The 23,127-nt window shown below is 64.5% G+C and carries 23 protein-coding genes and 1 tRNA gene; 17 read left to right on the top strand and 7 right to left on the bottom strand.

The genetic code is table 11. The features are described from left to right. Positions 1–158 (bottom strand): FAD-dependent oxidoreductase (locus tag DIE08_RS27005; protein WP_124904562.1); only part of this gene is annotated, 158 nt, incomplete at its 3' end. Between the two features lie 178 nt (positions 159–336). Between DIE08_RS27005 and DIE08_RS27010 the strand changes: the two genes are divergently transcribed. Continuing rightward, positions 337–1,113 (top strand): SDR family oxidoreductase, encoded by a 777-nt coding sequence (locus DIE08_RS27010; RefSeq protein WP_059608590.1) that lies wholly within the window; start codon positions 337–339, stop codon positions 1,111–1,113. Between the two features lie 32 nt (positions 1,114–1,145). After that, positions 1,146–1,577: a thioesterase family protein gene (locus DIE08_RS27015; RefSeq protein ID WP_059608589.1), complete on the top strand. Its 432-nt coding sequence runs from the start codon at positions 1,146–1,148 to the stop codon at positions 1,575–1,577. A gap of 106 nt (positions 1,578–1,683) precedes the next feature. Here DIE08_RS27015 and DIE08_RS27020 read toward each other — a convergent pair whose 3' ends face one another. Then, entirely contained in the window at positions 1,684–2,229 is a 546-nt protein-coding gene (locus tag DIE08_RS27020) for a LuxR C-terminal-related transcriptional regulator (RefSeq protein ID WP_059447349.1), read from the bottom strand. A 223-nt stretch (positions 2,230–2,452) separates the two neighbouring features. Between DIE08_RS27020 and DIE08_RS27030 the strand changes: the two genes are divergently transcribed. Then, positions 2,453–3,157, top strand: coding sequence for a CoA transferase subunit A (locus DIE08_RS27030; RefSeq protein ID WP_012363722.1), 705 nt, complete (start codon positions 2,453–2,455; stop codon positions 3,155–3,157). A gap of 1 nt (position 3,158) precedes the next feature. Beyond that, complete coding sequence (locus DIE08_RS27035; RefSeq protein WP_124904566.1) at positions 3,159–3,800, top strand: CoA transferase subunit B; 642 nt, start codon at positions 3,159–3,161, stop codon at positions 3,798–3,800. Positions 3,801–3,878: 78 nt separating this feature from the next. On the opposite strand, the gene DIE08_RS27040 is transcribed toward DIE08_RS27035, so the two are convergent. From DIE08_RS27040 to DIE08_RS27050, 3 genes are read right to left on the bottom strand one after another with little or no spacing between them, the layout of a single operon-like run. Beyond that, positions 3,879–4,592 carry an SDR family oxidoreductase gene (locus DIE08_RS27040; protein WP_124904568.1) on the bottom strand — a complete coding sequence of 238 codons (714 nt, stop codon included), beginning with the start codon at positions 4,590–4,592 and terminating at the stop codon, positions 3,879–3,881. A 38-nt stretch (positions 4,593–4,630) separates the two neighbouring features. Then, positions 4,631–5,641, bottom strand: coding sequence for a polysaccharide deacetylase family protein (locus tag DIE08_RS27045; protein ID WP_124904570.1), 1,011 nt, complete (start codon positions 5,639–5,641; stop codon positions 4,631–4,633). An 11-nt stretch (positions 5,642–5,652) separates the two neighbouring features. Next, positions 5,653–6,210: an ester cyclase gene (locus DIE08_RS27050; protein WP_124904572.1), complete on the bottom strand. Its 558-nt coding sequence runs from the start codon at positions 6,208–6,210 to the stop codon at positions 5,653–5,655. A 138-nt stretch (positions 6,211–6,348) separates the two neighbouring features. Between DIE08_RS27050 and DIE08_RS27055 the strand changes: the two genes are divergently transcribed. From DIE08_RS27055 to DIE08_RS27120, 13 genes are all read left to right on the top strand, one after another. Further along, positions 6,349–7,254 (top strand): LysR family transcriptional regulator, encoded by a 906-nt coding sequence (locus DIE08_RS27055; protein ID WP_124625977.1) that lies wholly within the window; start codon positions 6,349–6,351, stop codon positions 7,252–7,254. Between the two features lie 132 nt (positions 7,255–7,386). After that, positions 7,387–8,283, top strand: coding sequence for an alpha/beta fold hydrolase (locus DIE08_RS27060; RefSeq protein WP_124904574.1), 897 nt, complete (start codon positions 7,387–7,389; stop codon positions 8,281–8,283). Between the two features lie 80 nt (positions 8,284–8,363). Further along, on the top strand, positions 8,364–8,717 hold the full coding sequence (locus tag DIE08_RS27065; RefSeq protein WP_014897238.1) for a RidA family protein: 354 nt from the start codon (positions 8,364–8,366) through the stop codon (positions 8,715–8,717). A 44-nt stretch (positions 8,718–8,761) separates the two neighbouring features. Then, positions 8,762–10,996: a bifunctional (p)ppGpp synthetase/guanosine-3',5'-bis(diphosphate) 3'-pyrophosphohydrolase gene (locus tag DIE08_RS27070; protein ID WP_124904576.1), complete on the top strand. Its 2,235-nt coding sequence runs from the start codon at positions 8,762–8,764 to the stop codon at positions 10,994–10,996. A 97-nt stretch (positions 10,997–11,093) separates the two neighbouring features. Then, positions 11,094–11,170 (top strand) — tRNA-Val (locus DIE08_RS27075). A gap of 271 nt (positions 11,171–11,441) precedes the next feature. Further along, on the top strand, positions 11,442–13,349 hold the full coding sequence (gene thrS, locus DIE08_RS27085) for a threonine--tRNA ligase (RefSeq protein WP_124904578.1): 1,908 nt from the start codon (positions 11,442–11,444) through the stop codon (positions 13,347–13,349). Between the two features lie 49 nt (positions 13,350–13,398). Further along, entirely contained in the window at positions 13,399–13,923 is a 525-nt protein-coding gene (gene infC, locus DIE08_RS27090) for a translation initiation factor IF-3 (RefSeq protein ID WP_071734130.1), read from the top strand. Between the two features lie 190 nt (positions 13,924–14,113). Further along, positions 14,114–14,311, top strand: coding sequence for a 50S ribosomal protein L35 (rpmI, locus tag DIE08_RS27095; RefSeq protein WP_004191477.1), 198 nt, complete (start codon positions 14,114–14,116; stop codon positions 14,309–14,311). 30 nt (positions 14,312–14,341) lie between these two features. After that, on the top strand, positions 14,342–14,701 hold the full coding sequence (gene rplT / locus DIE08_RS27100) for a 50S ribosomal protein L20 (protein ID WP_004192938.1): 360 nt from the start codon (positions 14,342–14,344) through the stop codon (positions 14,699–14,701). 149 nt (positions 14,702–14,850) lie between these two features. Continuing rightward, on the top strand, positions 14,851–15,864 hold the full coding sequence (pheS, locus tag DIE08_RS27105) for a phenylalanine--tRNA ligase subunit alpha (protein WP_059608580.1): 1,014 nt from the start codon (positions 14,851–14,853) through the stop codon (positions 15,862–15,864). A 96-nt stretch (positions 15,865–15,960) separates the two neighbouring features. Continuing rightward, entirely contained in the window at positions 15,961–18,390 is a 2,430-nt protein-coding gene (gene pheT, locus DIE08_RS27110) for a phenylalanine--tRNA ligase subunit beta (protein ID WP_124904580.1), read from the top strand. A gap of 72 nt (positions 18,391–18,462) precedes the next feature. Then, on the top strand, positions 18,463–18,849 hold the full coding sequence (locus DIE08_RS27115; protein WP_006486093.1) for an integration host factor subunit alpha: 387 nt from the start codon (positions 18,463–18,465) through the stop codon (positions 18,847–18,849). 61 nt (positions 18,850–18,910) lie between these two features. Then, complete coding sequence (locus tag DIE08_RS27120; RefSeq protein ID WP_124625649.1) at positions 18,911–19,324, top strand: MerR family transcriptional regulator; 414 nt, start codon at positions 18,911–18,913, stop codon at positions 19,322–19,324. Between the two features lie 78 nt (positions 19,325–19,402). Here DIE08_RS27120 and DIE08_RS27125 read toward each other — a convergent pair whose 3' ends face one another. Both DIE08_RS27125 and DIE08_RS27130 read right to left on the bottom strand, forming a co-directional pair. Continuing rightward, positions 19,403–21,613 (bottom strand): hypothetical protein, encoded by a 2,211-nt coding sequence (locus DIE08_RS27125; protein ID WP_059608576.1) that lies wholly within the window; start codon positions 21,611–21,613, stop codon positions 19,403–19,405. A 359-nt stretch (positions 21,614–21,972) separates the two neighbouring features. Next, the gene (locus DIE08_RS27130) at positions 21,973–22,785 is read right to left on the bottom strand and encodes a tyrosine-protein phosphatase (RefSeq protein ID WP_260436569.1); all 813 of its coding nucleotides are present in this window, start codon (positions 22,783–22,785) and stop codon (positions 21,973–21,975) included. Positions 22,786–23,127: the final 342 nt, after the last annotated feature.

Consider the following 23,127-nt stretch of genomic DNA (forward strand, 5'->3'; position numbering starts at 1 on the left):
TCGAGCACGCACACGCCGATCTCGGTGCCTTTCTCGGCGGCCAGCTGCTTGAGCCGGATCGCCGCCGACAGCCCGGCGGGGCCGCCGCCGACGATCACGACGTCGTATTCCATCGATTCGCGCGGGCCGTATTGCTCGATGAGGCTTGCGGGGGTCATTGGCGTTCCTCTAACCGTTAGAATGCTTTTATTCGGGAGCGTATTGTCTGCGAAACGAAACGCTTGCCGCAACAGCATGCGCGTAGATTAGCACGATCGTTCTATTTTTTGTGCTAGGGTTATGCTGCGTGGGACAGGGCGCCCGCGGCGGCGAAACGACATCGAAAGGGGATGTGCAATGGGTCGATCGATCAATCTGGAAGGCAAGGTCGCACTGGTCACGGGCGCATCGAGCGGCCTCGGGCAACGCTTTGCACAGGTGCTGTCGCAGGCCGGCGCGAAGGTCGTGCTCGCGAGCCGCCGCGTCGAGCGCCTGAAGGAGCTGCGCGCGGAAATCGAGGCGGCGGGCGGTGCCGCGCACGTCGTGTCGCTCGACGTCACCGACGTGCAGAGCATCAAGGCGGCCATCGCGCACGCGGAAACGGAAGCCGGCACGATCGACATCCTCGTGAACAATTCGGGCGTCTCGACGATGCAGAAGCTCGTCGACGTGACGCCCGCCGATTTCGAGTTCGTGTTCGACACCAACACGCGCGGCGCGTTTTTCGTCGCGCAGGAAGTCGCGAAGCGGATGATCATGCGCGCGAACGGCAACGGCAAGCCGCCCTACCGGATCATCAACATCGCTTCGGTGGCCGGGCTGCGCGTGTTTCCGCAGATCGGGCTGTATGCGATGAGCAAGGCGGCGGTCGTGCAGATGACGCGTGCGATGGCGCTCGAATGGGGTCGCCACGGAATCAACGTCAACGCGATCTGTCCGGGTTACATCGATACCGAAATCAATCATTACCTGTGGGAAACCGAGCAGGGCCAGAAGCTGCAGTCGATGCTGCCGCGCCGGCGCGTCGGCAAGCCGCAGGATCTCGACGGGCTGTTGTTGCTGCTCGCGGCCGACGAGTCGCAGTTCATCAACGGCTCGATTATCTCCGCCGATGATGGCTTCGGCCTCGCCTGAGTGGATGACATTCAGCAACAAAGAAGACTGCAATGAGCGAATATTCCCCCGTATTTGAAATGTCGATGCCGATCCGCTGGGGCGACATGGATGCATTCGGCCATGTGAACAACACGGTCTATTTCCGCTACATGGAGCAGGCCCGGATCTCGTGGTTCGAGGAACTCGGCATCGCGGGCGGCAACGGCGAGGGGCAGGGGCCCGTGATCGTCACGGCGTCGATGGAGTTCCTGAAGCAACTGCACTATCCGGGTGACGTGATCGCGAGGATGTCGGCCGCGAAGCCCGGCCGCAGCAGCTTCGACACCGGTTTCGAGCTGACGCGCGCGGACGATCCGGAGCATGTCTATGCGCGCGGCAACGCGCGATGCGTGTGGGTCGACTACGCGCTCGGCAAGTCGGTGCCGCTGCCGCAACTGTTGCGCGATACGATCGAGCGCGCGCTCGCGGCGAAGGTCGGCTGAGCGCGGCGGCACCGAAGCCGGCACTCGGGCGCCGGTGTGTCGCCATTTCCCGTTGATTTCCCGAATCGGCCGCTTCATGCGGCCGATTGCCATTCCCGGGTGCGTTTTACTGGCCGAGCAGGCGCTGCAGCAGTTCCGGCGTATTGTTCGTGCCGTACTTGCGCATCAATCGCGCCCGATAGATGTCGACCGTGCGCGAACTGATGTCGAGCACGCGCCCGATCTGCTTGCTGGTCTTGCCGGTCGCGAGCTGCGCGGCGATCTCGCGCTCGCGCGGCGTCAGCTCGACAGCGACGCGGCGCGTCGCGCTCAGGTCCTCGAACGTCCAGACGCCGGCCGCGAGCGGTGCGGTGCGGTCGAGTGCGCGTCCCGTCACATGGCACCAGAACAGTTCGCCGTCGGCTCGTTTCATGATTCTGTCATCGGCGTAGGTGCCGTTCGCGATCATCACGCGCGAGATGCGCTCGCCGATGCGCTGGAATTCGTCCGGCGACGGATAGAGCACCTCGTACGACTTCCCGATCAGATCGGCCCGCGCACAGCGGAAGATCGACGCGAGCGCGTCGTTGCAGTCCTCGATCACGCGGTCGCGCGACATCACGAGGCCGAGCGGCGCGAGGTGAAAGGCAGTCTGGTAATCGAGAGCGGGCATGGCGCAGGCAAGCGGAGGCAAACGCTTATGTATTTTTGCGTATTGTGCCGCATCCGCGCCGCATCGTACCCTTTCAGGCATCTCGCGGCGCCTTGTCGCGATATAAAAACAGCGCGCTTCGACGCAGGTATCGCCGTGCATGCATAGAATGATGCGGCGGGCTTGCGGCCCAGTGGGCGCGTGAACCGGTTTTGCTGGTTTCCATAGAGGAAGGGACATACAGATGAACAAAGTCTATCCAAGCGCGGCGGCCGCGCTGGAAGGGATCGTCCGCGACGGACAGACCTTCGCGGTGGGCGGCTTCGGCCTGTGCGGGATTCCGGAGGCGTTGATCGCGGCGCTGCGCGATTCCGCCGTCAAGGGCATCACCTGCATCAGCAACAACGCGGGTGTCGACGGGTTCGGTCTCGGCCTGCTGCTGGAAACGCGCCAGATCAAGAAGATGATCTCGTCGTACGTCGGCGAGAACAAGGAGTTCGAGCGGCAGTACCTGGCCGGCGAACTCGAGCTTGAATTCACGCCGCAGGGCACGCTCGCCGAGAAGCTGCGCGCGGGCGGTGCCGGCATCCCGGCGTTTTTCACGAACACCGGCTACGGCACCGTGATCGCGGAAGGCAAGGAAACACGCCAGTTCGGCGATCGCCACTACGTGCTCGAGCCGTCGCTGACGGCCGACGTCGCGCTTGTGAAGGCGTGGAAGGCCGACAAGTCCGGCAACCTGATCTATCGCCGCACCGCGCGCAACTTCAACCCGATGTGCGCGATGGCGGGCAAGATCACCGTGGCGGAAGTCGAGGAGATCGTCGAGAACGGCACGCTGGATCCGGACCAGGTCCATACGCCGGGGATCTTCGTGCAGCGCATCGTGCTGAACGCGACGCCCGAAAAACGCATCGAACAACGCGTCGTACGCGCAAAAGGAGACTGACATGGCCTGGAATCGTGACCAGATGGCCGCGCGCGCGGCGAAGGAACTGCAGGACGGCTTCTATGTGAACCTCGGCATCGGGCTGCCGACGCTCGTCGCGAACCACGTGCCGCCGGGCGTCGAGGTGTGGCTGCAGTCGGAAAACGGCCTGCTCGGCATCGGCCCGTCGCCGACCGAGGACGAAGTCGACGCCGACCTGATCAACGCCGGCAAGCAGACCGTCACGACGCTGCCGGGTTCGTCCATCTTCTCGTCGGCCGATTCGTTCGCGATGATCCGCGGCGGCCACATCAACCTCGCGATCCTCGGCGCGATGCAGGTCAGCAAGACGGGCGACCTCGCGAACTGGATGATCCCGGGCAAGATGATCAAGGGGATGGGCGGCGCGATGGACCTCGTCGCGGGTGTGAAGCGCGTCGTCGTGCTGATGGAGCACGTCGCGAAGGGCGATCAGCACAAGATCCTCGACGAATGCAACCTGCCGCTGACGGGTGTTGGCGTGGTCGACCTGATCATCACCGATCTCGGCGTGATCGAAGTGACGCCGAATGGCCTGAAAGTGCTCGAGCTCGCCGACGGCGTGAGCGCGGAAGAGATCCAGGCGAAGACGGGCGCGCCGCTCGATGTGAGCGCGGTCGTGTAAGCGCCGGCTTTCCGGCACGATGCTCGACGCCCCGCGTTCCCCTATGGAACGCGGGGCGTTTTGTCATCGCCGCATACGTTACGCGATCGCACCGCCGCCGTCGATCAGCACCGTCGAGCCAGTCGCATAAGGCGTTGCCGCCAGATATACGATCGCATTCGCGACATCCTCCGGCTGGCCCACGCGGCGTGCCGGAAGGCGCTGCGCGGCGCCCGCGTACATCGCGTCGCGCGCATCGGGTGCGAGCTTGTCCCACAGCGGCGTCGCGATCAGGCCGGGTGACACGGCATTCACTCTCACGGGTGCCAGCTCGAGTGCAAGGCCGCGGGCGAGCGCCTCGAGCGCCGCGTTGATCGCGCCCTGCAGTACCGACGATGCGCTCGGCCGTACGCTGAGGTACCCCGACACGAACGTCAGCGAACCGCCGGGCGCGATATCGATCGAGCGTGCGACGCGGTATGCGCCCCAGAATTTGCTGTCCATCGCGGCTTGCGCGTCGGCAAGTGGCAGCGCGCGGACCGGGCCCGTCGCCGTCTTCGCGGCCGAAATCACGACGTGGTCGAACTGCCCGATGCGCGCGCAGAACGCATCGACGGCCGTTGTATCGGTGATGTCGAGTGCTTCGGTGCGCACGGGCGCGCCCAGCGTGGCATCTGCATTGACCCTGGCCGGATCGCGCGATGCAATCGTGACGACAGCGCCACGTTGTGCGAATGCTTTCGCGGCGGCGGCACCGATGCCGGAGCTGCCGCCGACGACGAGTACCTTCTTTCCGTGGAGTGAATCGTTCATGGTGGTCCTTCCGAGGTGAAGAGGTGGGCGCAATCCGGTCAGATCGTTTCGGCTTCGCGCACCGTCGACGGGCTGTGCAGGGCAAAGCGGGCAATGTCATCCTTGCGCATGAAGGCTACGCCCGGATGCGATCGAGCGTAGTGCAGGAATGCGTCCCATGCGCGGACCATCTGCGGCGTGCCGCTAATCCGGTCGTGCGCGCTGATCGACATCAATCGCCGCCGCTGTCCGGCTTCCGCGTACAACTGGTCGAAATCGAGTTTGATCTGCTCGAGGAACATCGTCGGGGAATAGTTGCGGCCTTCGATCAGCAGGATGTCGTTGTTGCGCAACGTGTACGGAACGACCGCGAAATCGCGGCCGTCGACGGTTTCGATGAACGGCTCGTCGCGGCTGACGTCGTCGATGTGATACAGGTAGCCGAGTTCCTGCAGCAGCGGCAGCGTGTTCGGCCCGCGCCGCAGCCAGTTGCAGTTGTAGCCGATCGGGCGCTGTCCCGTCACTGCTTCAACCATGTCGCGAGCTTCAGTGAGGAAGCGGCGCTCGTCGTCGCGGCTCATTGCGAATTGCGATCGCCAGGTCGGGCCGTGCGCGGCCGCTTCGTGGCCGCGCGTCACGATCTCGCGTGCCAGTTCGGGATGCCGGCGTGCGGCCTCTCCGATCATGTGCGACGTGACTTTCACGCCATGCCGGTCCCACAGGTCGAGAAGGCGCGGAATTCCTTCACGGTAGCCATATGCGAACCACGTGGCCGAGGCCAGATCGATCGGCACCGACGATGGAAATTCGACGGACGGGAACGGGCTGTCCGCGCCCTTGGGCGGTTGTCCGCCGGCCTCGAACTGCATCGAGATCGAGATGACGAGGCGCGTGTCGCCCTGCCAGAACCTGCCGGTACCTGTCGATGCGGGGCCCGGTGTCGGGGCGGCCGTTGCCGACCCGGAGGCGCCCGCGGCCATCGCGATGCCGGCTGCCAGCCCGGCACCCGCTTGTGCAAGAAACGTGCGGCGAGCCGGATGCGTCGTCGAACCGTGATTGCTGTCAGTCATCGTTTCCTCCGTCAGCCGACGAGCCCGAGCTGACGCATCAGTGTCAGGTTGTCCTCGATGTGCCAGTTTTCCGCTATCCGGCCATGGTCGATCCGGTAGATGTCGGTCGCGATGAAGTCGATCGACTGTCCGCTTCCGGTCGTGCCATTGAACGTGCCGGTGAAATGTCCGCGAAAGTGCAGGTGCACGACGACACGGTCGCCCGCCACGATCATCTGTTCGATGTCGCAACGCAGATCCGGGATGGCTGCGCGCATCGTGCTGGACGCCGCGAGCGGTCCCGCTGCACCTTGCGCACGGCCGGCCGGCAATGTCCGGTCGACGAAATCGGCCGCGAGCGCGGTGCGGGCGAGGGTCGCATCACCGGTATTCCAGAACGTGCCGTAGCGACGCGCGGCGAGGATTTGCGCACGTGCCTGCGTAGCCGGCACGTCGGTCGCGACGGTCAGGCTGTGCGGATCGAGAAGGTCGGCGGCGCGGGACGCTGCAGGCAACAGTGCAACGACACAGGCCGCTGCAGCGATGACGCGGGTAATCGGGCGTGCGATCGGAGGAAAGTGAATCGACATGGTTTCGGGTGTCCTGTGGATGGCGTCGTGGGGCGACGCAATACAGGTATGGTAGGTTTCCATTTCGAGCTTAAATACGGGGAAAAGGCGAATGGATTATTCGAAAAAAGGAAATATCGAGGCTGGACAGGTGCCGCGATGCTGATCGACGATCTCCCGGCGCTCGATACCTTCGCGAGAATCGTGTCGGCCGGCAGCCTGTCCGCGGCGGCGCGCGAGCTTGACTTGTCGCTGTCCGTCGTCAGCAAGCGGCTCGCGCATCTCGAGTCGCAGCTCGGCGTGCGTCTGCTGCACCGGACGACGCGGCAGCAGACGCTGACCGACGACGGTGCGCAGTTCCATGCGCAGGTGCTGCGCATCCTGGCCGAGGTCGATCGCGCCGAAACGCTGATGAGCGATCGTCGCGGCACGGTCAGCGGCGTGCTGCGCCTGACGGCGCCCGGCGAACTCGGCCGGCTGCGGATTGCGCCGCTCGTCGCGGCGTTTCAACGGCAACATCCGGAGTTGACCGTGCAACTGATGCTGACCGACACGATCGTCGATCTGCTCGCGCAGGACATCGACGTTGCCGTGCGGATCGGCAGCCTTGCCGATTCGACGATGATCGCGCGCGAACTGGCGCCGAATCATCGCGTGCTATGCGCGTCGTCGAGCTATCTCGCCGTGCACGGGATGCCGGCTCATCCGGCCGAACTTCGCGCACATCGATGCATCGTGATGGGTGACCAGCCTCGTACGGAGTGGCGGTTCGACGGTGCAAACGGTGCAGTGGCGGTCGAAGTGACGGCCGCACTGCTGACGAACGACGGGGGTGCGGCTCGCACGTTGGCATTGGAGGGCGCCGGAATTGCGCTGAAGTCGATCTGGGACGTCGGTGCCGATCTGGAGGCCGGCCGGCTCGTCCGTGTGCTGCCGACGTTCGCGGCGCCTGCCGCACCGCTCCATGCCGTATACCCCGGCGGCCGTCACGTGCCGCTGCGCGTGCGGACCTTCGTCGATTTCCTGCGCGACCAGTTGCGCGAGACGTGGCGCCGCAGTGCGTGAGCGGTTGCGAACGATGCGTCGGATGACTGCGGCCGCGTGACGGCCCGTCGTTGCGAAGCGGTTTACAATCGTTCGCATCGGGCGGCGCGAGTGTAGCCCGCCGCACCGCCCCCGTTCGACAGGATGCCAACGATGCCATCAACTTCCGCGAATCCCCCGGTTCCCCGTCAGCGACGTGTGCAGTGTGCGAGCGCCGCCGGCCTTCACCAGGTCGCCTATACCGAATGGGGCGACCCCGCCAATCCGCGTGTGCTGGTCTGCGTGCACGGGCTGACCCGCTCGGGGCGCGACTTCGACCGGCTTGCCGCCGCGTTGTCCGATACGTATCGCGTCGTCTGCCCCGACGTGGTCGGGCGCGGGCGTTCCGACTGGCTTGCCGATCCGCGGCTTTACGCGATCCCGCAATATGTGGCCGACATGGTCACGCTGATCGCGCGGCTCGACGTCGAGTCGGTCGACTGGTTCGGCACGTCGATGGGCGGGCTGATCGGCATGGCGCTCGCGGGGCTGCCCGGTTCGCCGCTGCGCCGGATGATCGTCAACGACGTCGGCCCGCGCATCGAGCCCGATTCGCTGACGCGCATCGGCGAATACCTCGGCGTGCAGCCGTGCTTCGCGACCGAACAGGAGGGCATCGACTATCTGACGTCGCTGTCGCTGCCGTTCGGTGCGTTGACCGACGACGAATGGCGCGAGATCAATGGGCCGTTGCTGCGCGAGCTGCCCGACGGGGGCTGGACGATGCGCTACGATCCGCGCATCGCCGAACCGTTCAAGGCGACGACGCCCGAGCTGGCCGCGCTCGGCGAGGCCGCGCTGTGGCGCGCGATCGAGACCACCGATGCGTCGCTGCTCGTCGTGCGCGGCGAGCGTTCCGACCTGCTGTCGCGCGACACGGTGGCGGAGATGGTGCGTCGCGGCCGGCATGTGACGCAGGCCGAGATCCGCGGCGCGGGCCATGCACCGGCGTTCATCGGCGTCGACCAGATTGCGCTCGCCCGCCGGTTTTTCGTCGAAGGCGGCGCATAAACGCGTCATAATATGCGGTTCGGCGGCACGCGGGCCGCGTCGTCGCCGATTCTCACCCACTCACACGACCGGAACATTCCATGGCAGTCATTCGTCACCACGTCGGAGCGCGTCTCTCCGAAACCGCGATCCACAACGGTACCGTGTATCTGGCCGGCCAGATCGCCGAAGACACCACCCAGGACATCAAGGGCCAGACGCGCGAAGTGCTCGGCCACATCGACCGGCTGCTCGCCGAAGCGAACAGCGACAAGGCTCATCTGCTGTCGGTGCAGATCTACATTTCGGATCTCGCGAACTTCGAAGGCATGAACGCGGAGTGGGACGCGTGGGTCGCGCAGGGCAATACGCCGCCGCGCGCGACCGTCGAGGCGAAGCTCGCGGATCCGGCGCTGCTCGTCGAGATCGTCGTCGTCGCCGCGCAACGGAGCTGATCGAAGCGAAGCATTCCGATGACCGCGATACGCCAGGCCGTGCGATGACCGAGTCCGTTTCCGCTTCTTCCGTCACAGCGCCGTCGTTCGACGACGTGCTCGCGTTCGTGCGCGAGCGTGCCGGTAACGCGCGCCTGTCTTCGGGCGAACTGCTCGCCGATCACTCGGCGGGCACGGCGTCGATCATGCGCACGCTGAACGTCGACCCGCACGCAATGCAGGCGGCCGCGCTGTTCGTGCTCACACCGCACCTGAATGATCCCGAGCGGGAGCTGACCGAACGGTTCGGCGAAGAGGTCGCCCGGCTCGTATCCGACGTGCGCAAGCTGCTGCGGCTCGGCACCGTCAGCCTGCGCGCCGCGCAGAGCGTGATGCCCGATGCCGGGCGCGACGCCGCGCAAGAGCGGCGCACGCAGATCGAGGCGTTGCGCAAGATGCTGCTCGCGTTTGCGCAGGACATCCGCGTGGTGCTGATCCGGCTGGCGTCGCGGTTGCAGTCGCTGCGTTACTACGCGGCGGCGAAGATCGATCCGCCTCCCGACGTCGCGCGCGAGACGCTCGATATCTATGCGCCGCTCGCGAACCGTCTCGGTATCTGGCAACTGAAGTGGGAACTCGAGGACCTCGCGTTCCGCTTCGAGGATCCGGTCACCTACAAGCGCATCGCCAAGCTGCTCGACGAAAAGCGTATCGAACGCGAGGCGTACGTCGCGCAGGCGATCGAGCGGCTTCAGCACGAACTGGCGGAAGCGCACATCCCGGCCGATGTGAGCGGGCGGCCGAAGCACATCTACAGCATCTGGCGCAAGATGCGCGGTAAGGAGCTCGACTTCTCCGAGCTGTACGACGTGCGCGCGTTCCGCGTGATCGTGCCGGACATCAAGGATTGCTACGCGGTGCTCGGCATCGTGCATCACCTGTGGCAGCCGGTGCCGAAGGAATTCGACGATTACATCTCGCGTCCGAAGCCGAACGGCTACAAGTCGCTGCATACGGTCGTGATCGGCGACGACGGCCGCGCGTTCGAAGTGCAGATCCGCACGCAGGAAATGCACCGTTTCGCCGAGTACGGCGTCGCCGCGCACTGGCGCTACAAGGAAGCGGGAGCACGCGGCTACGGCGGCCAGTTTTCGGCGAGCGACAAGTACGACGAGAAGATCGCGTGGCTGCGCCAGCTGCTCGCGTGGAAGGACGACGTCGAGGATGGTACCGAAGTGTCGGGTGACCAGGCGTGGGCGCAGTTGCGTGAGACGTCGCTCGACGACGACCACATCTACGTGCTGACGCCGCAGGCGCGCGTGATCGCGCTGCCGCAGGGCGCGACGCCGGTCGACTTCGCGTACCACCTGCACAGCGAACTCGGCCACCGTTGCCGCGGCGCACGCGTCGACGGCGTGATGGTCCCGCTGAATACGTCGCTCGCGAACGGGCAGACGGTCGAGATCGTCGCGGTGAAGGAGGGCGGGCCGTCACGCGACTGGCTGAACCTGCAGCTCGGCTACCTGAAGAGTCCGCGTGCGCGGCAGAAGGTGCGCGCGTGGTTCAACTCGATCGAGCAGGAAGAGAACATCGCGCATGGTCGCGCGCTCGTCGAAAAGACGCTGCAGCGCGAGGGCAAGACGTCGGTCAATCTCGACAACCTCGCCGCGAAGCTCGGCTTCAAGTCGCCCGAGGAACTGTTCTCGGTCGTCGGCAAGGAAGAATTCAGCCTGCGCAACGTCGAGCATGCGCTGTCGGATGCGCCGCCGCCCGAGCATGCGCCCGAGGCGCCCGCCGATTTCGAGAAGCGCAGCAGCGGGGCGAGTGTCGCGCACGGCGCGTCGACCGGCGTGCTGGTGGTTGGCGTCGATGCGCTGCTGACCCAGCTTGCGCGCTGCTGCCGTCCGGCGCCGCCCGACCCGATCAGCGGTTTCGTGACGCGCGGCAAGGGGATGTCGATTCACCGCAGTGACTGCCCGACGTTCCGGCGGATGGCCGAACGGGCGCCGGAGCGCGTGCTGCAGACAACCTGGTCGGCCGACGTGCTGGGCGGCCGTGGCGTGTCCGTCTATCCGGTCGACCTGATGATCGAGGCGAGCGACCGGCAAGGCTTGCTGCGCGATATCTCCGAAGTATTCGCGCGCGAGAAGATGAACGTGGTGGGCGTGAAGACGCAGAGCCGCCGGAATGCGGCATTCATGCAGTTCACGGTCGAGGTGTCGAATTCCGCGCAGGTGCAGCGTGCGTGCACGCTGCTCGGCGAAGTGCCGGGCGTGGTGCGGGCGGGGCGCAAGGCGTGACGCCCCCGTAAGTGGGGTTGAAGCGCGATCATTTTGCTGCGACCGCATAAAAGCGCTTGCCAAGTGAACGATAGCCCCATATAATCTTAGCTTCTTTAGGCTCGTAGCTCAGCTGGTTAGAGCACCACCTTGACATGGTGGGGGTCGTTGGTTCGAGTCCAATCGAGCCTACCAACGAATTGAGAATGCCCGGTTTTCGGGTGTTCGATGCAGTAAATAACTCAACGCGAACAAGGCGAATACGGTTATGACACCGCGAACGTTGACCGAAACCTTTTCGGAGCGACGCTAGTCGAGGAACGTTTTCGCCCTTTCAGTTTGAGTGAAGTATCGAATGCGGCCCCTCGAAAGCGGGGCCGCATTTTTTTTGTCGCGAAATTTTCGCGCGTGACTTTGATATCGCGTGCTTGGTTTGCCGCCCACTGTCGGCATCACGGAGATTGCTATGGTTTCGATACGCTTGCCTGACGGCTCAGTTCGACAATACGAGCATCCGGTGACAGTTGCCGAGGTTGCGGCCTCGATCGGTCCCGGCCTTGCGAAGGCTGCGCTTGGTGGCAAGCTCGACGGCGAGCTGGTCGATACGTCCACGGTCATCGATCGCGATGCATCGCTCGCAATCGTCACGGACAAGGATGCCGACGGTCTCGACATCATCCGTCACTCGACCGCGCATTTGCTTGCCTACGCGGTGAAGGACCTGTATCCGGATGCGCAGGTGACGATCGGCCCGGTGATCGACAACGGCTTCTACTACGACTTTTCGTATAACCGCCCGTTTACGCCCGAAGATCTGGAAAAGATCGAAAAGCGCATGCAGGAGCTCGCGAAGAAGGATGAGCCGGTGACGCGCCGCGTCGTGTCGCGCGACGAGGCGGCCGGTTATTTCCGCAGCCTCGGCGAGAAGTACAAGGCCGAGATCATCGAATCGATTCCGCAAAGCGACGAAATCAAGCTGTACTCGCACGGCGGCTTCACGGACCTCTGCCGCGGTCCGCACGTGCCGTCGACCGGCAAGCTGAAGGTCTTCAAGCTGATGAAGGTCGCGGGCGCGTACTGGCGCGGCGACTCGAAGAACGAGCAGCTGCAGCGCATCTACGGCACGGCCTGGACGAAGAAGGAAGACCAGGATCAATACCTGCACATGCTCGAGGAAGCGGAAAAGCGCGACCACCGCAAGCTCGGCAAGCAGCTCGACCTGTTCCACATGCAGGAAGAGTCGCCGGGCATGGTGTTCTGGCATCCGAAGGGCTGGGCGCTGTGGCAGCAGGTCGAGCAGTACATGCGCCGCCGCGTGAACGAAGCCGGCTACCTCGAGATCAAGACGCCGATGATCATGGACCGCTCGCTGTGGGAAGCGTCGGGCCACTGGCAGAACTACCGCGAGAACATGTTCACGACGGAGTCGGAGAAGCGCGACTACGCGATCAAGCCGATGAACTGCCCGGGTCACGTCCAGGTGTTCAAGCACGGCCTGCGCTCGTACCGCGATCTGCCGCTGCGTTACGCGGAATTCGGTTCGTGCCATCGCAACGAGGCATCGGGCGCGCTGCATGGCCTGATGCGCGTGCGCGGCTTCGTGCAGGACGATGCGCACATCTTCTGTACGGAAGATCAGTTCATCTCGGAATCGATCGCGTTCAACACGCTGGCAATGAGCGTGTACAAGGACTTCGGTTTCGATCACATCGACATCAAGCTGTCGCTGCGCCCGGACCAGCGTGCGGGCACGGACGAGACGTGGGATCGCGCCGAGCAGGGCTTGCGCGACGCGCTGACGGCCTGCGGCCTTACGTGGGAAGAACTGCCGGGTGAAGGCGCGTTCTACGGCCCGAAGATCGAGTACCACATCAAGGATGCGCTCGGCCGCTCGTGGCAGTGCGGCACGCTGCAGCTCGACATGGTGCTGCCGGAGCGCCTCGGCGCCGAGTATGTCGCGGATGACAGCAGCCGCCGCCGTCCGGTGATGTTGCACCGTGCGATCGTCGGTTCGATGGAGCGTTTCCTCGGCATTTTGATCGAGCACCACGCTGGTGCGATGCCGGCCTGGCTCGCGCCGTTCCAGGCAGTTGTGCTCAATATTGCCGAAAGTCAGGCAGAATATGCGCAGTCTCTGGCCCAATCGTTGCAAAAACAAGGGGTTAGAGTGACGGCCGATTTGCGCAATGAGAAGATTAGCTATAAAATACGCGAGCACACGCTGGAAAAGGTGCCTTATCTCCTCATCGTGGGGGATAAGGAGCGTGATGCGCAAACGGTAGCCGTGCGTGCCCGTGGCGGCGTCGATCTTGGCGTAATGCCGGTCGAAGCCTTCGTTGAGCGTCTGCAGGAAGACCTGCGCTCGTTCAAGTAACCGCCCTGGCAGCGCGGCTCGTTTTTTTAATTTTTAGAGGAAACGTAACATCGCTACTGATAAGTCGTCGCATCGCATCAACGGTGAAATCACTGCGCCGGAAGTGCGTCTGGTCGGGATCGAGAACGAACCGCTCGGTATCGTAAAACTCGCTGATGCTTTCCGTAAATCGGAAGAACTGGATGTTGACCTGGTGGAAATCGCGCCGCAAGCGGTTCCCCCGGTTTGCCGTCTGATGGATTACGGCAAGTTCAAGTACCAGGAATCGAAGAAGCAGCACGAAGCGAAGCTGAAGCAGAAGGTCATCCAGGTCAAGGAAGTCAAGTTCCGCCCGGGTACCGATGACGGGGATTACAACGTCAAGCTCCGCAATCTCGTGCGCTTCCTCGAAGAAGGCGACAAGACGAAGATCACGTTGCGTTTCCGCGGCCGCGAAATGGCTCACCAGGAAATCGGTATGCGGATGCTTGAGCGTCTGCGCACGGATCTCGAGGAAGTCGGCCAGGTCGAGCAGATGCCGAAGATGGAAGGGCGCCAGATGATCATGGTGCTTTCGCCGAAGAAAAAGAAGTAACGGGCCCGCGCGCATGCCGCGCAGGTTCGAAAGTGGTTCGGTGCGTCGCCCGGTCAGGGCGGCGCGCCAACAATGACGGCAACTGTGCAAGCGGTTTGCCGTACACAAGTGGACTGGGTTTCGAAGGGCGGGTCAAGGGCGCAAGCCAACCGCACACCCATCGCCATCAAATAAACTGGAGTTGTTCGTCATGCCTAAGATGAAGACCAAGAAGAGTGCTGCAAAGCGCTTCGTGGTGCGTCCGGGCGGTACCGTCAAGCGCGGTCAAGCCTTCAAGCGTCACATCCTGACCAAGAAAACCACGAAGAACAAGCGTCACCTGCGCGGCGCAACGGCAGTTCATGATTCCGATCTGAACTCCGTCCGCGCAATGCTGCCGTTCGCGTAACCCCTCAACTGATACTCCAAGGAGAGAAACATGCCTCGAGTCAAACGTGGGGTAACCGCACGGGCCCGCCACAAGAAGATCATCAACCTGGCCAAGGGTTATCGCGGCCGTCGCAATAACGTCTACCGCATCGCCAAGCAGGCGGTGATGCGCGCTGGTCAGTACGCGTACCGCGATCGCCGCAACAAGAAGCGTGTGTTCCGCGCACTGTGGATCACGCGTATCAACGCGGCAGTTCGCCAGCACGACATGACCTACAGCGTGTTCATCAACGGCCTGAAGAAGGCGTCGATCGAACTCGACCGTAAGGTCCTGGCCGACATGGCGGTGTTCGACAAGGCTGCTTTTGCTGCGATCGTCAAGCAGGTGAAAGCCGCCGTTGCAGCCTAATTGCGAAATTAGCACTGCGTGGTTAGTTGCAGCGATGTTCCGGTAGTCTCGGCCGCTGCAGCGAAAACGGGGCTCTTCCGAGCCCCTTTTTTGTTTGGATGGGCGATTTCGCTCGCCAAGACCGAATGACGTTGGAAATGATGGGATCTATGGATCTGGACCAGATTGTCGCCGACGCGCAGCAGTCCTTCGAACAGGCTGCCGACATCACCACGCTCGAAAACGAGAAAGCACGATTTCTCGGCAAGTCGGGTGCGCTGACCGAGTTGCTCAAGGGCCTCGGCAAGCTCGATCCCGAATCACGCAAGACCGAAGGCGCACGCATCAACGTCGCGAAGCAGCAGGTGGAAGCCGCGCTGACCGCACGTCGTCAGGCGCTCGCCGATGCGCTGCTGAACCAGCGCCTCGCCGCCGAGGCGATCGACGTCACGCTGCCGGGCCGCGGCGCCGGTGCAGGTAGTCTGCACCCCGTGATGCGCACGTGGGAGCGCGTCGAACAGATTTTCCGCTCGATCGGCTTCGACGTGGCCGACGGTCCCGAAATCGAGACCGACTGGTACAACTTCACGTCGCTGAACAGCCCGGAGAACCATCCGGCGCGTTCGATGCAGGACACCTTCTACGTCGAAGGCAAGGACGCCGACGGCCGCCAGCTGCTGCTGCGCACGCACACGAGCCCGATGCAGGTGCGTTACGCGCGCATGAACCGCCCGCCGATCAAGGTGATCGCACCGGGCCGCACGTATCGCGTCGACAGCGATGCGACCCACTCGCCTATGTTCAATCAGGTCGAGGGGCTGTGGATCGACGAAAACATCAGCTTCGCCGACCTCAAGGGCGTCTATACCGACTTCCTGAAGAAATTCTTCGAGCGCGACGACATCCTCGTGCGCTTCCGTCCGTCGTATTTCCCGTTCACGGAACCGTCGGCCGAGATCGACATGATGTTCGAGCACGGCAAGAACGCCGGCAAATGGCTCGAGATCTCGGGCTCGGGGCAGGTGCATCCGACCGTGATCCGCAACATGGGCCTCGATCCCGAGCGCTACATCGGCTTTGCGTTCGGCAGCGGCCTCGAGCGCCTGACGATGCTGCGCTACGGCGTGCAGGATCTCCGGCTGTTCTTCGAGAACGACCTGCGTTTCCTGCGCCAGTTCGCATAACGCACGCGCCGCGCCGACATGTGCCCGCGCGTGCCCCGCCGGACGTTTCCGACGGGGGCCGGGCGCCGATCTAACCTGTTTCGAACGTAGACATCCATGCAATTCCCTGAATCCTGGTTGAGAACCTTTGTCGACCCGCAGCTGACGACCGACGAACTGTCGCACGCGCTGACGATGGCGGGGCTCGAAGTCGAATCGCTGAGCAAGGCTGCGCCGCCGACGTCGAAGATCGTCGTCGGCCGCGTGCTCGAAGTCGTCAAGCATCCGGATGCGGACAAGCTCAATGTCTGCCAGGTCGACGCCGGCACCGGCGCGACGCTGAATATCGTGTGCGGCGCACCGAACGTGGCGCCCGGCATCAAGGTGCCGGTCGCGCTGGTCGGCGCGGAACTGCCGCCGGCGGAAGAGGGCGGCAAGCCGTTCGCGATCAAGCTGTCGAAGCTGCGCGGCGTGGAGAGCCAGGGGATGCTGTGCTCGGCGCGTGAGCTGAAGTTGTCCGAGGACCACAGCGGCCTGCTGATCCTGCCGGAAGACACGCCGGTCGGTCAGGACATTCGCGACACGCTCAATCTCGACGACACGATCTTCGAAATCAAGCTGACGCCGAACAAGGCCGACTGCCTGTCGGTGTTCGGCATCGCGCGCGAGACGGCCGCGATCACCGGCGCGCCGCTGACGCCGGTCGACATCCGTCCGGTGCGCGTCGAGCTCGATGAAACGCTGCCCGTGCGCATCACCGCCTCCGATCTGTGCGGCCGATTCTCGGGTCGCGTGATCCGCGGCGTGAACGCGCATGCGAAGACGCCGCAATGGATGGTCGAGCGCCTCGAGCGTTCGGGCCAGCGCAGCGTGTCGGCGCTTGTCGACATCTCGAACTATGTGATGTTCGAGCTCGGCCGTCCGTCGCACGTGTTCGACCTGGACAAGATCCACGGCGGCATCGAGGTTCGCTGGGGCAAGCGCGGCGAGTCGCTGAAGCTGCTGAACGGCAACACGGTCGAACTCGACGAAACGGTCGGTGTGATTGCGGACGACCGTCAGGTCGAAAGCCTCGCGGGCATCATGGGCGGCGACAGCACTGCCGTCACGCTCGACACGACCAACATCTACCTGGAGGCCGCGTTCTGGTGGCCGGACAGCATCCGTGGCCGCGCGCGCAAGTACAACTTCTCGACCGATGCGGCCCATCGCTTCGAGCGCGGCGTCGACTACGCGACGACCGTCGAGCACGTCGAGCGCATCACGCAGCTGATTCTCGAGATCTGCGGCGGCAAGGCCGGCCCGGTCGACGACCAGGCAGTGAACCTGCCGCAGCGCGCGCCGGTGAAGATGCGTGTGTCGCGCGCGAACCGCATCATCGGCGTGAAGATCGACGCCGACGAGATCGCGAACATCTTTACGCGCCTGTGCCTGCCGTTCGAGCGTGACGACGACGCATTCCTGGTCACGCCGCCGTCGCACCGCTTCGACATCGAGATCGAGGAAGACCTGATCGAGGAAGTGGCGCGCATCTACGGCTTCGAGAAGATCCCGGCCCGTCCGCCGGTCGCGACGAGCGAGATGCGCGCGACCAACGAGACGCGACGTTCGATCCACGATATCCGTCACGCGCTCGCGGCGCGCGACTATGCCGAAACGGTCAACTTCAGCTTCGTCGATGCGGAGTGGGAGCACGACTTCGCCGGCAACGACACCCCGATCCGCCTGCTGAACCCGATCGCGAGCCAGCTGTCGGTGATGCGTACGACGCTCTTCGGCAGCCTGATCTCGGTGTTGCGCCACAACCTGAACCGTCGCGCGGATCGCGTTCGCGTGTTCGAGACGGGCCGCGTGTTTCTCGCCGATCCGTCGGTGAAGGCCGGCGAACTGACCGTCGAAGGCTACACGCAGCCGAAGCGCGTCGGCGCGCTCGCGTACGGCCCGGCGGTCGACGAACAGTGGGGTGTCGCGACCCGCGCAGCCGATTTCTTCGACGTGAAGGGCGATCTCGAGGCGCTGCTCGCGCCGGCCACCGCGCGCTTCGTGAAGGCCGAGCATCCGGCCCTCCATCCGGGCCGCAGCGCGCGCATCGAGGTCGATGGCCGCGCGGTCGGCTGGATCGGCGAGCTCCATCCGCGCCTGATGCAGAAGTACGAGCTGCCGCACGCGCCGGTGATGTTCGAAATCGACGCGGATGCGCTGATCGCACGTGCGCTGCCGGCACCGACCGACGTGTCGAAATTCCCGCCGGTGCGGCGCGATATCGCGGTCGTGGTCGATCAGGCGGTCGAGGTTCAGGCGCTTTTCGACGAAATGAAGAAGGCGTTGGCCGAAGACGCCTGCCGATTCGTTCAGAAGGTTGTACTCTTCGACGAATTTCGTGCAAAATCAAATACTTCCGGTGGCCTCGCCGCGCACGAGAAGAGCCTTGCCTTCCGCGTGACGCTGCAGGACGCGGCTGGCACGCTACAGGACGAGGTCGTCGATCAGGCGATCCAGACGCTGGTCGAGCGGATGGCTCGTGCTGGTGCCCGCCTGCGCGGCTAGGGAGACGGGCCGCCCCCTCGCGGGCGGCTCTTCCCCATCGTAAGTTTTGGTTTAACGCGCTGTATGGCAGATATGAACGACATGACCTCGAGTGAATTCGAAGCCCTCCTGACGGCGCAACGCAGTGCCATGAACCGCGACGCTTCGGCGCCGGCGTCCACCGAGACGCCGACGCTGACGAAAGCGGAACTGGCAGAGCTGCTGTTCGACAGCGTCGGGCTGAACAAGCGTGAAGCGAAGGACATGGTCGAGGCGTTTTTCGAAGTGATCCGCGACGCGCTCGAAAACGGCGAAAGCGTCAAGCTGTCGGGGTTCGGCAACTTCCAGCTGCGCGACAAGCCGCAGCGTCCGGGCCGCAATCCGAAGACGGGCGAGGCGATTCCGATCGCGGCCCGCCGGGTGGTAACCTTCCACGCGAGCCAGAAGCTGAAGGCGCTGGTCGAAAACGGCGCGGAGTAACACCCGCGCGCTGACGTCTCCGCGCGGCCGCCGCGCACCCTTTACCGACGGTTAACCGACGATGACCACTACGGTTGAGAAAGTCGTCTTGCCTCCGATTCCCGCGAAGCGCTACTTCACGATCGGTGAAGTCAGCGAATTGTGCGGGGTCAAGCCGCATGTGCTGCGTTACTGGGAACAGGAATTCACTCAGCTTAGGCCGGTGAAGCGGCGCGGCAATCGTCGGTATTACCAGCATCATGAAGTGCTGCTGATCCGGCGGATTCGCGAGTTGCTGTACGAACAGGGGTTCACGATCAACGGGGCACGCAACCGGCTCGATTCACCGAGCGGCGAGCGCGCTGCCGGCGCACCGGTCGAGCCCGACGTGCTGGCCGCCGATGCGCGTGCATCGGGCAAGCCGGGGGCGACGGTCGACGTGATCGCGCTGCGGCAGGCGCTCCTCGACGTGATCGACGGACTGAAGCACGACTGAGCACAACGCTCGGATCAATATGAAGCCCGGTGTGCGGAGCGCCACCGGGCTTTTTTCATGCACGCGGGCCCGCCCGGATCAGCGCGACGCGAGCGGATTTGGCTTGCCCATGTCGACGACCAGCGTGCCGTCCGGCAGCATCCGCACTGAGCCTTGCGCGACCTGGCTGCGGTAGCCGTAAAGGTCGAAGCGCATCGGGCCTGCCTCGGCCGAGTTCCGGATCAGCGCGCGCACGTTCAGTTCCAGCACGTTGAACATCTTCATGTCTCCGCCTTCCATCCACATGTAGCTCGGTGCGTCGATCTGCGGTCGCTTCGGCGCGGGCGTGTCGGCAACCCGCCGGAACGTCAGGCGCAATCCGTCGCGTTCGACGGTGGCCTGGCCGAGCTTGCCGTTCAGCACGGGAGGCGGAAAGACGGTGTACTGGTCGAGCACGAGCGTGTCGCCGCGCAGTTCCGCGCCGCGGCGCTGCAGCGGCGTCAGGGACGCGAGCTCGATGCCGAGCGAGCGCAGCAGCTTCGCCTGCGGGATGCCGAGCACCGACACCTGCGACGGCCGGAACGCGAGGTGCCGGTCGTCGAGCACCGAAAGCGAGCCCTTCATGTCGGTCGGAAGCCACACGCCGGGCACGTGATTCCAGAGCTTGATGCCGCCCTGGACGCGCAGGTCCTGGCCATCCGCGCTCAACTGCAGGTCGTTCAGCGAGCGCGGCGAGTAGTCGAGCAGGTAGTTGTTGAAGAGCGCCGACATCGCCTTCCACGATTCGACGACCGTCCCGCCGAGAATGCGGATGTCGTACTGGTTCGGATCGTCGAGGTCGACCGGTTCGCCTGGCCGTTTCGCGATGAGCTGGACGTCGAGATCCTCGACGTGGAAGCCGATGTCGCCGGACAGGTTGAAGTCGACATTGTGCAGATGGATCGTCGGATTGCGGTTCGACACGTGCCGTTCGTTGAACGGGATGGCCGACGAGCGCCGCATCGCAACTTTCTGCATGCCGGGCTGCGTCGTGCCGGCCGCGAGTGCAAACGCTTCCCAGTGCTGGCGCGAGTCGTGCAGCGCAGTCTGCTGCGCGGCGAGGAAGCTGTCGTTCAGGCGGGCGGCCGTGCTGCCGAGCGCAGCGCCGCTCGCGGGGCCCGCGTACGACGGCATCCGGATCGCCATCGCGCCGCTTTCGTCGAAATTGAAATAGCCGGCCGATACCTGATCGCGATAGTGATACAGGTCGAACACGAAATTCTGGTCACGCTTCGTCGGATCGACGGGGCTGATCAGGATGTCCGCGTTCATCGGCATCGAGCGCATGAACTTCACGTCGCCGCCGCGGATGTACATCGCCTGTTGCGGCGCGTTCGCGGGCAGCGCGAAGCCGGCGTGCGAGCCGTCGTCGAGCTTCAGGTCGAGGCCGGCCGGCGTCACGCGCAGCGCGGTGATCCTGATCTTCAGCCGCGGCGGCGGCATCAGCTTGTCGACCGACATCACGAGGTCGTCGCCGGCGAGCCGTGCGATCGGGGTCTCGATCTTCAGCAGATCGGCCATCTTCACGTTGGCCGCACGCATCACCGGCTGCGCGTTGATGCCCGACACGCGCACGCCGGTCGGGTGGAATACGAGCTGGCTGCCGTCGCGAATCGTGAGCGTGCCGGTCAGCGAAAACGGCACCCAGCCATCGCGCTGCATCTCGCCCTGCAGATGGATCACGCCATCGCCTGCCGATACGGCGAGGTTGCGCAGCGGCGCGTTGCGGTAACCGAAGATGTACGTGTTGAAGAGGGCGGTCAGCTTCGCGTTGTCGAGCGTGACCGTGCCTTCATGCACGTCGATCTCGAAACTCGTCGGATCGTCGAACACGATCGGTGCGCCGGCCTGCGTCGGCACGAGTGTCGCGGACAGTTGATGGATGAAGAAGCCAAGGTTGTTGACGATACGGAAATCGACATCGCGCAGGAATGTCATCGCACCGCTCTGGCCCGAGTCGCGCAGCGTGAACGGGCGCGGCTGCGTGAGGCTGAGCGACGCGAGCGACGGCACCGTGCGGGCGATCTGCTGTTCGCGGGCGAGGCGTTCGGCCTTGGTGCGCTCGATCTTCGTCGACGAGACCGACGCGGTCCCGTCGCGCTGCGCGCCCGGTTCCGCGCAGCCGGCGCAGAGCAGCGCGAGCGCAAGCGCGCCGCAGCCGAGCGCACGAGAGGTACCAAGTGAAACCGACGCGGCCGCGCGTCGCGGGCCGCTCATCCAGTCGAAAAATGCCAAAGGCGTGCGATGGCCGCGCCGGACCGCATTCCGCATCGTCTGTCTCCATGTCTTGTCGTGCTCGGCGAGGGCGCGCGGCCGATGCGCGGCGCGGACGTCGATGCCGTGCAGTGTGGCATAGCGTGCTAGAGCGGCGTAACCAAACAGCGGGCGTCCGGGCAGGACCGGCCGGCGCGCGACGGGACAATGGATTCGCGGCGGCGGGGCGGAAAAATCAAACGGTCGTTTGGTTTTGCGGTCGAAGCGGGCGGCGCGCGTTGCGCCGGATCGGCAAACCCGGCGTCGGCGTTGGCTGACGCGGGGTTACATGCCGGATGAAGGCGGTGTCCGATCCGGGGCGCAGACGGCGGGCGGGGGCGACGGACGCACCAGCGCTATCGCCGCCTGCGGACCGATCAGACCAGCATGCTCTGCCGGATTGCATTCTGCGTCGTCTGGTCCAGCTGCAGACCGTTATCGATGTACGACGCCATCGAGCCGTATGACGCGACGACCTGATCGAATGCCGCCTGGATATAGGCGGCTTGCGCACCCTGCAGCGCGGCCATCATGTCGGCAGCATCCTGCCCGCCGCTCTTGCGCGCCTGTGCGACATAGGCGGCGATTTCCGACGCGCTGTAGATGTTGGTCAGCAGATAGTCGGCGAGGATCGTCTGCCGTGGGACACCGAGAATCGTGTGCAGAATGGCCGTCACCCAGCCGGTGCGATCCTTGCCGGCCGTGCAGTGGAAGACCAGGTTGCCGCCGGACGCGGCAAAGCCGGCGAATAGCGTGTGGAAACTCGTCCGTGCCGTTTCCGACGTCACGAACGCCCGATACATGCTTTGCATGAAGGCCGTGGCAGTCGCGCCATCGGTCGGAAGCGGACCAATACTGGCGGCGCCGAGCACGTTGAGGTTCTGCCAGGTGGCGCCGGCCAATGGCACATCCGGCTGCGCGTGAATCTCCGCGGTCGTGCGCAGGTCGCACACGTGCCTGATGCCGAGCGTATCGACCGTTGCGAGGTCAGCCGCGGACAGCGCGAGCGCGGACGACCGGTAGATCACGCCTTTCTTCATCGCTGACCCACTCGCGGTGGCATAACCCGTTCCGTCCGGTCCCCCGGTGTCGCGAAAGTTCGCTGCCGAAGCGAGCCTGGGCGTCGTGACGGGGGCGAGCGCTATCGAGTCGCCGCCGCACGCGGACAGAAGATACGCGTCTCCCAGCATGATGCCGATCGTGCCGGCACTCAGCCGGAGAAAGTGTCGACGGGAAATGTCGTTTTTCTGAGTCATTCACTGGACTTTGTCTGAGACGGTGACGGGGCGTCGCGACCGCCGTTACGATCGAAACCGCCGCCGGCGTGCCGCGCAGCGCGGCAAAGCGGAGATGTGCCATATCGATCGGCATGCAGTCGGACGATGTGCCGTGCGCGTTGATCTCGCGCCGGGCAAGCGCACGGTAGCGATCCGCGACGAATCGGCCATCGTCCTTTTCGATTAAGGCGCGACACAGGTTGCCCCTGCGAATCGCGCAACTTGCCGCACGTGCGACGGCGGCGGCGCGGTAAG

Origin of the sequence: Burkholderia sp. Bp9004 (assembly GCF_003858025.1) — a bacterium.
In the GTDB taxonomy this organism is placed as follows: Bacteria; Pseudomonadota; Gammaproteobacteria; order Burkholderiales; family Burkholderiaceae; genus Burkholderia; species Burkholderia diffusa.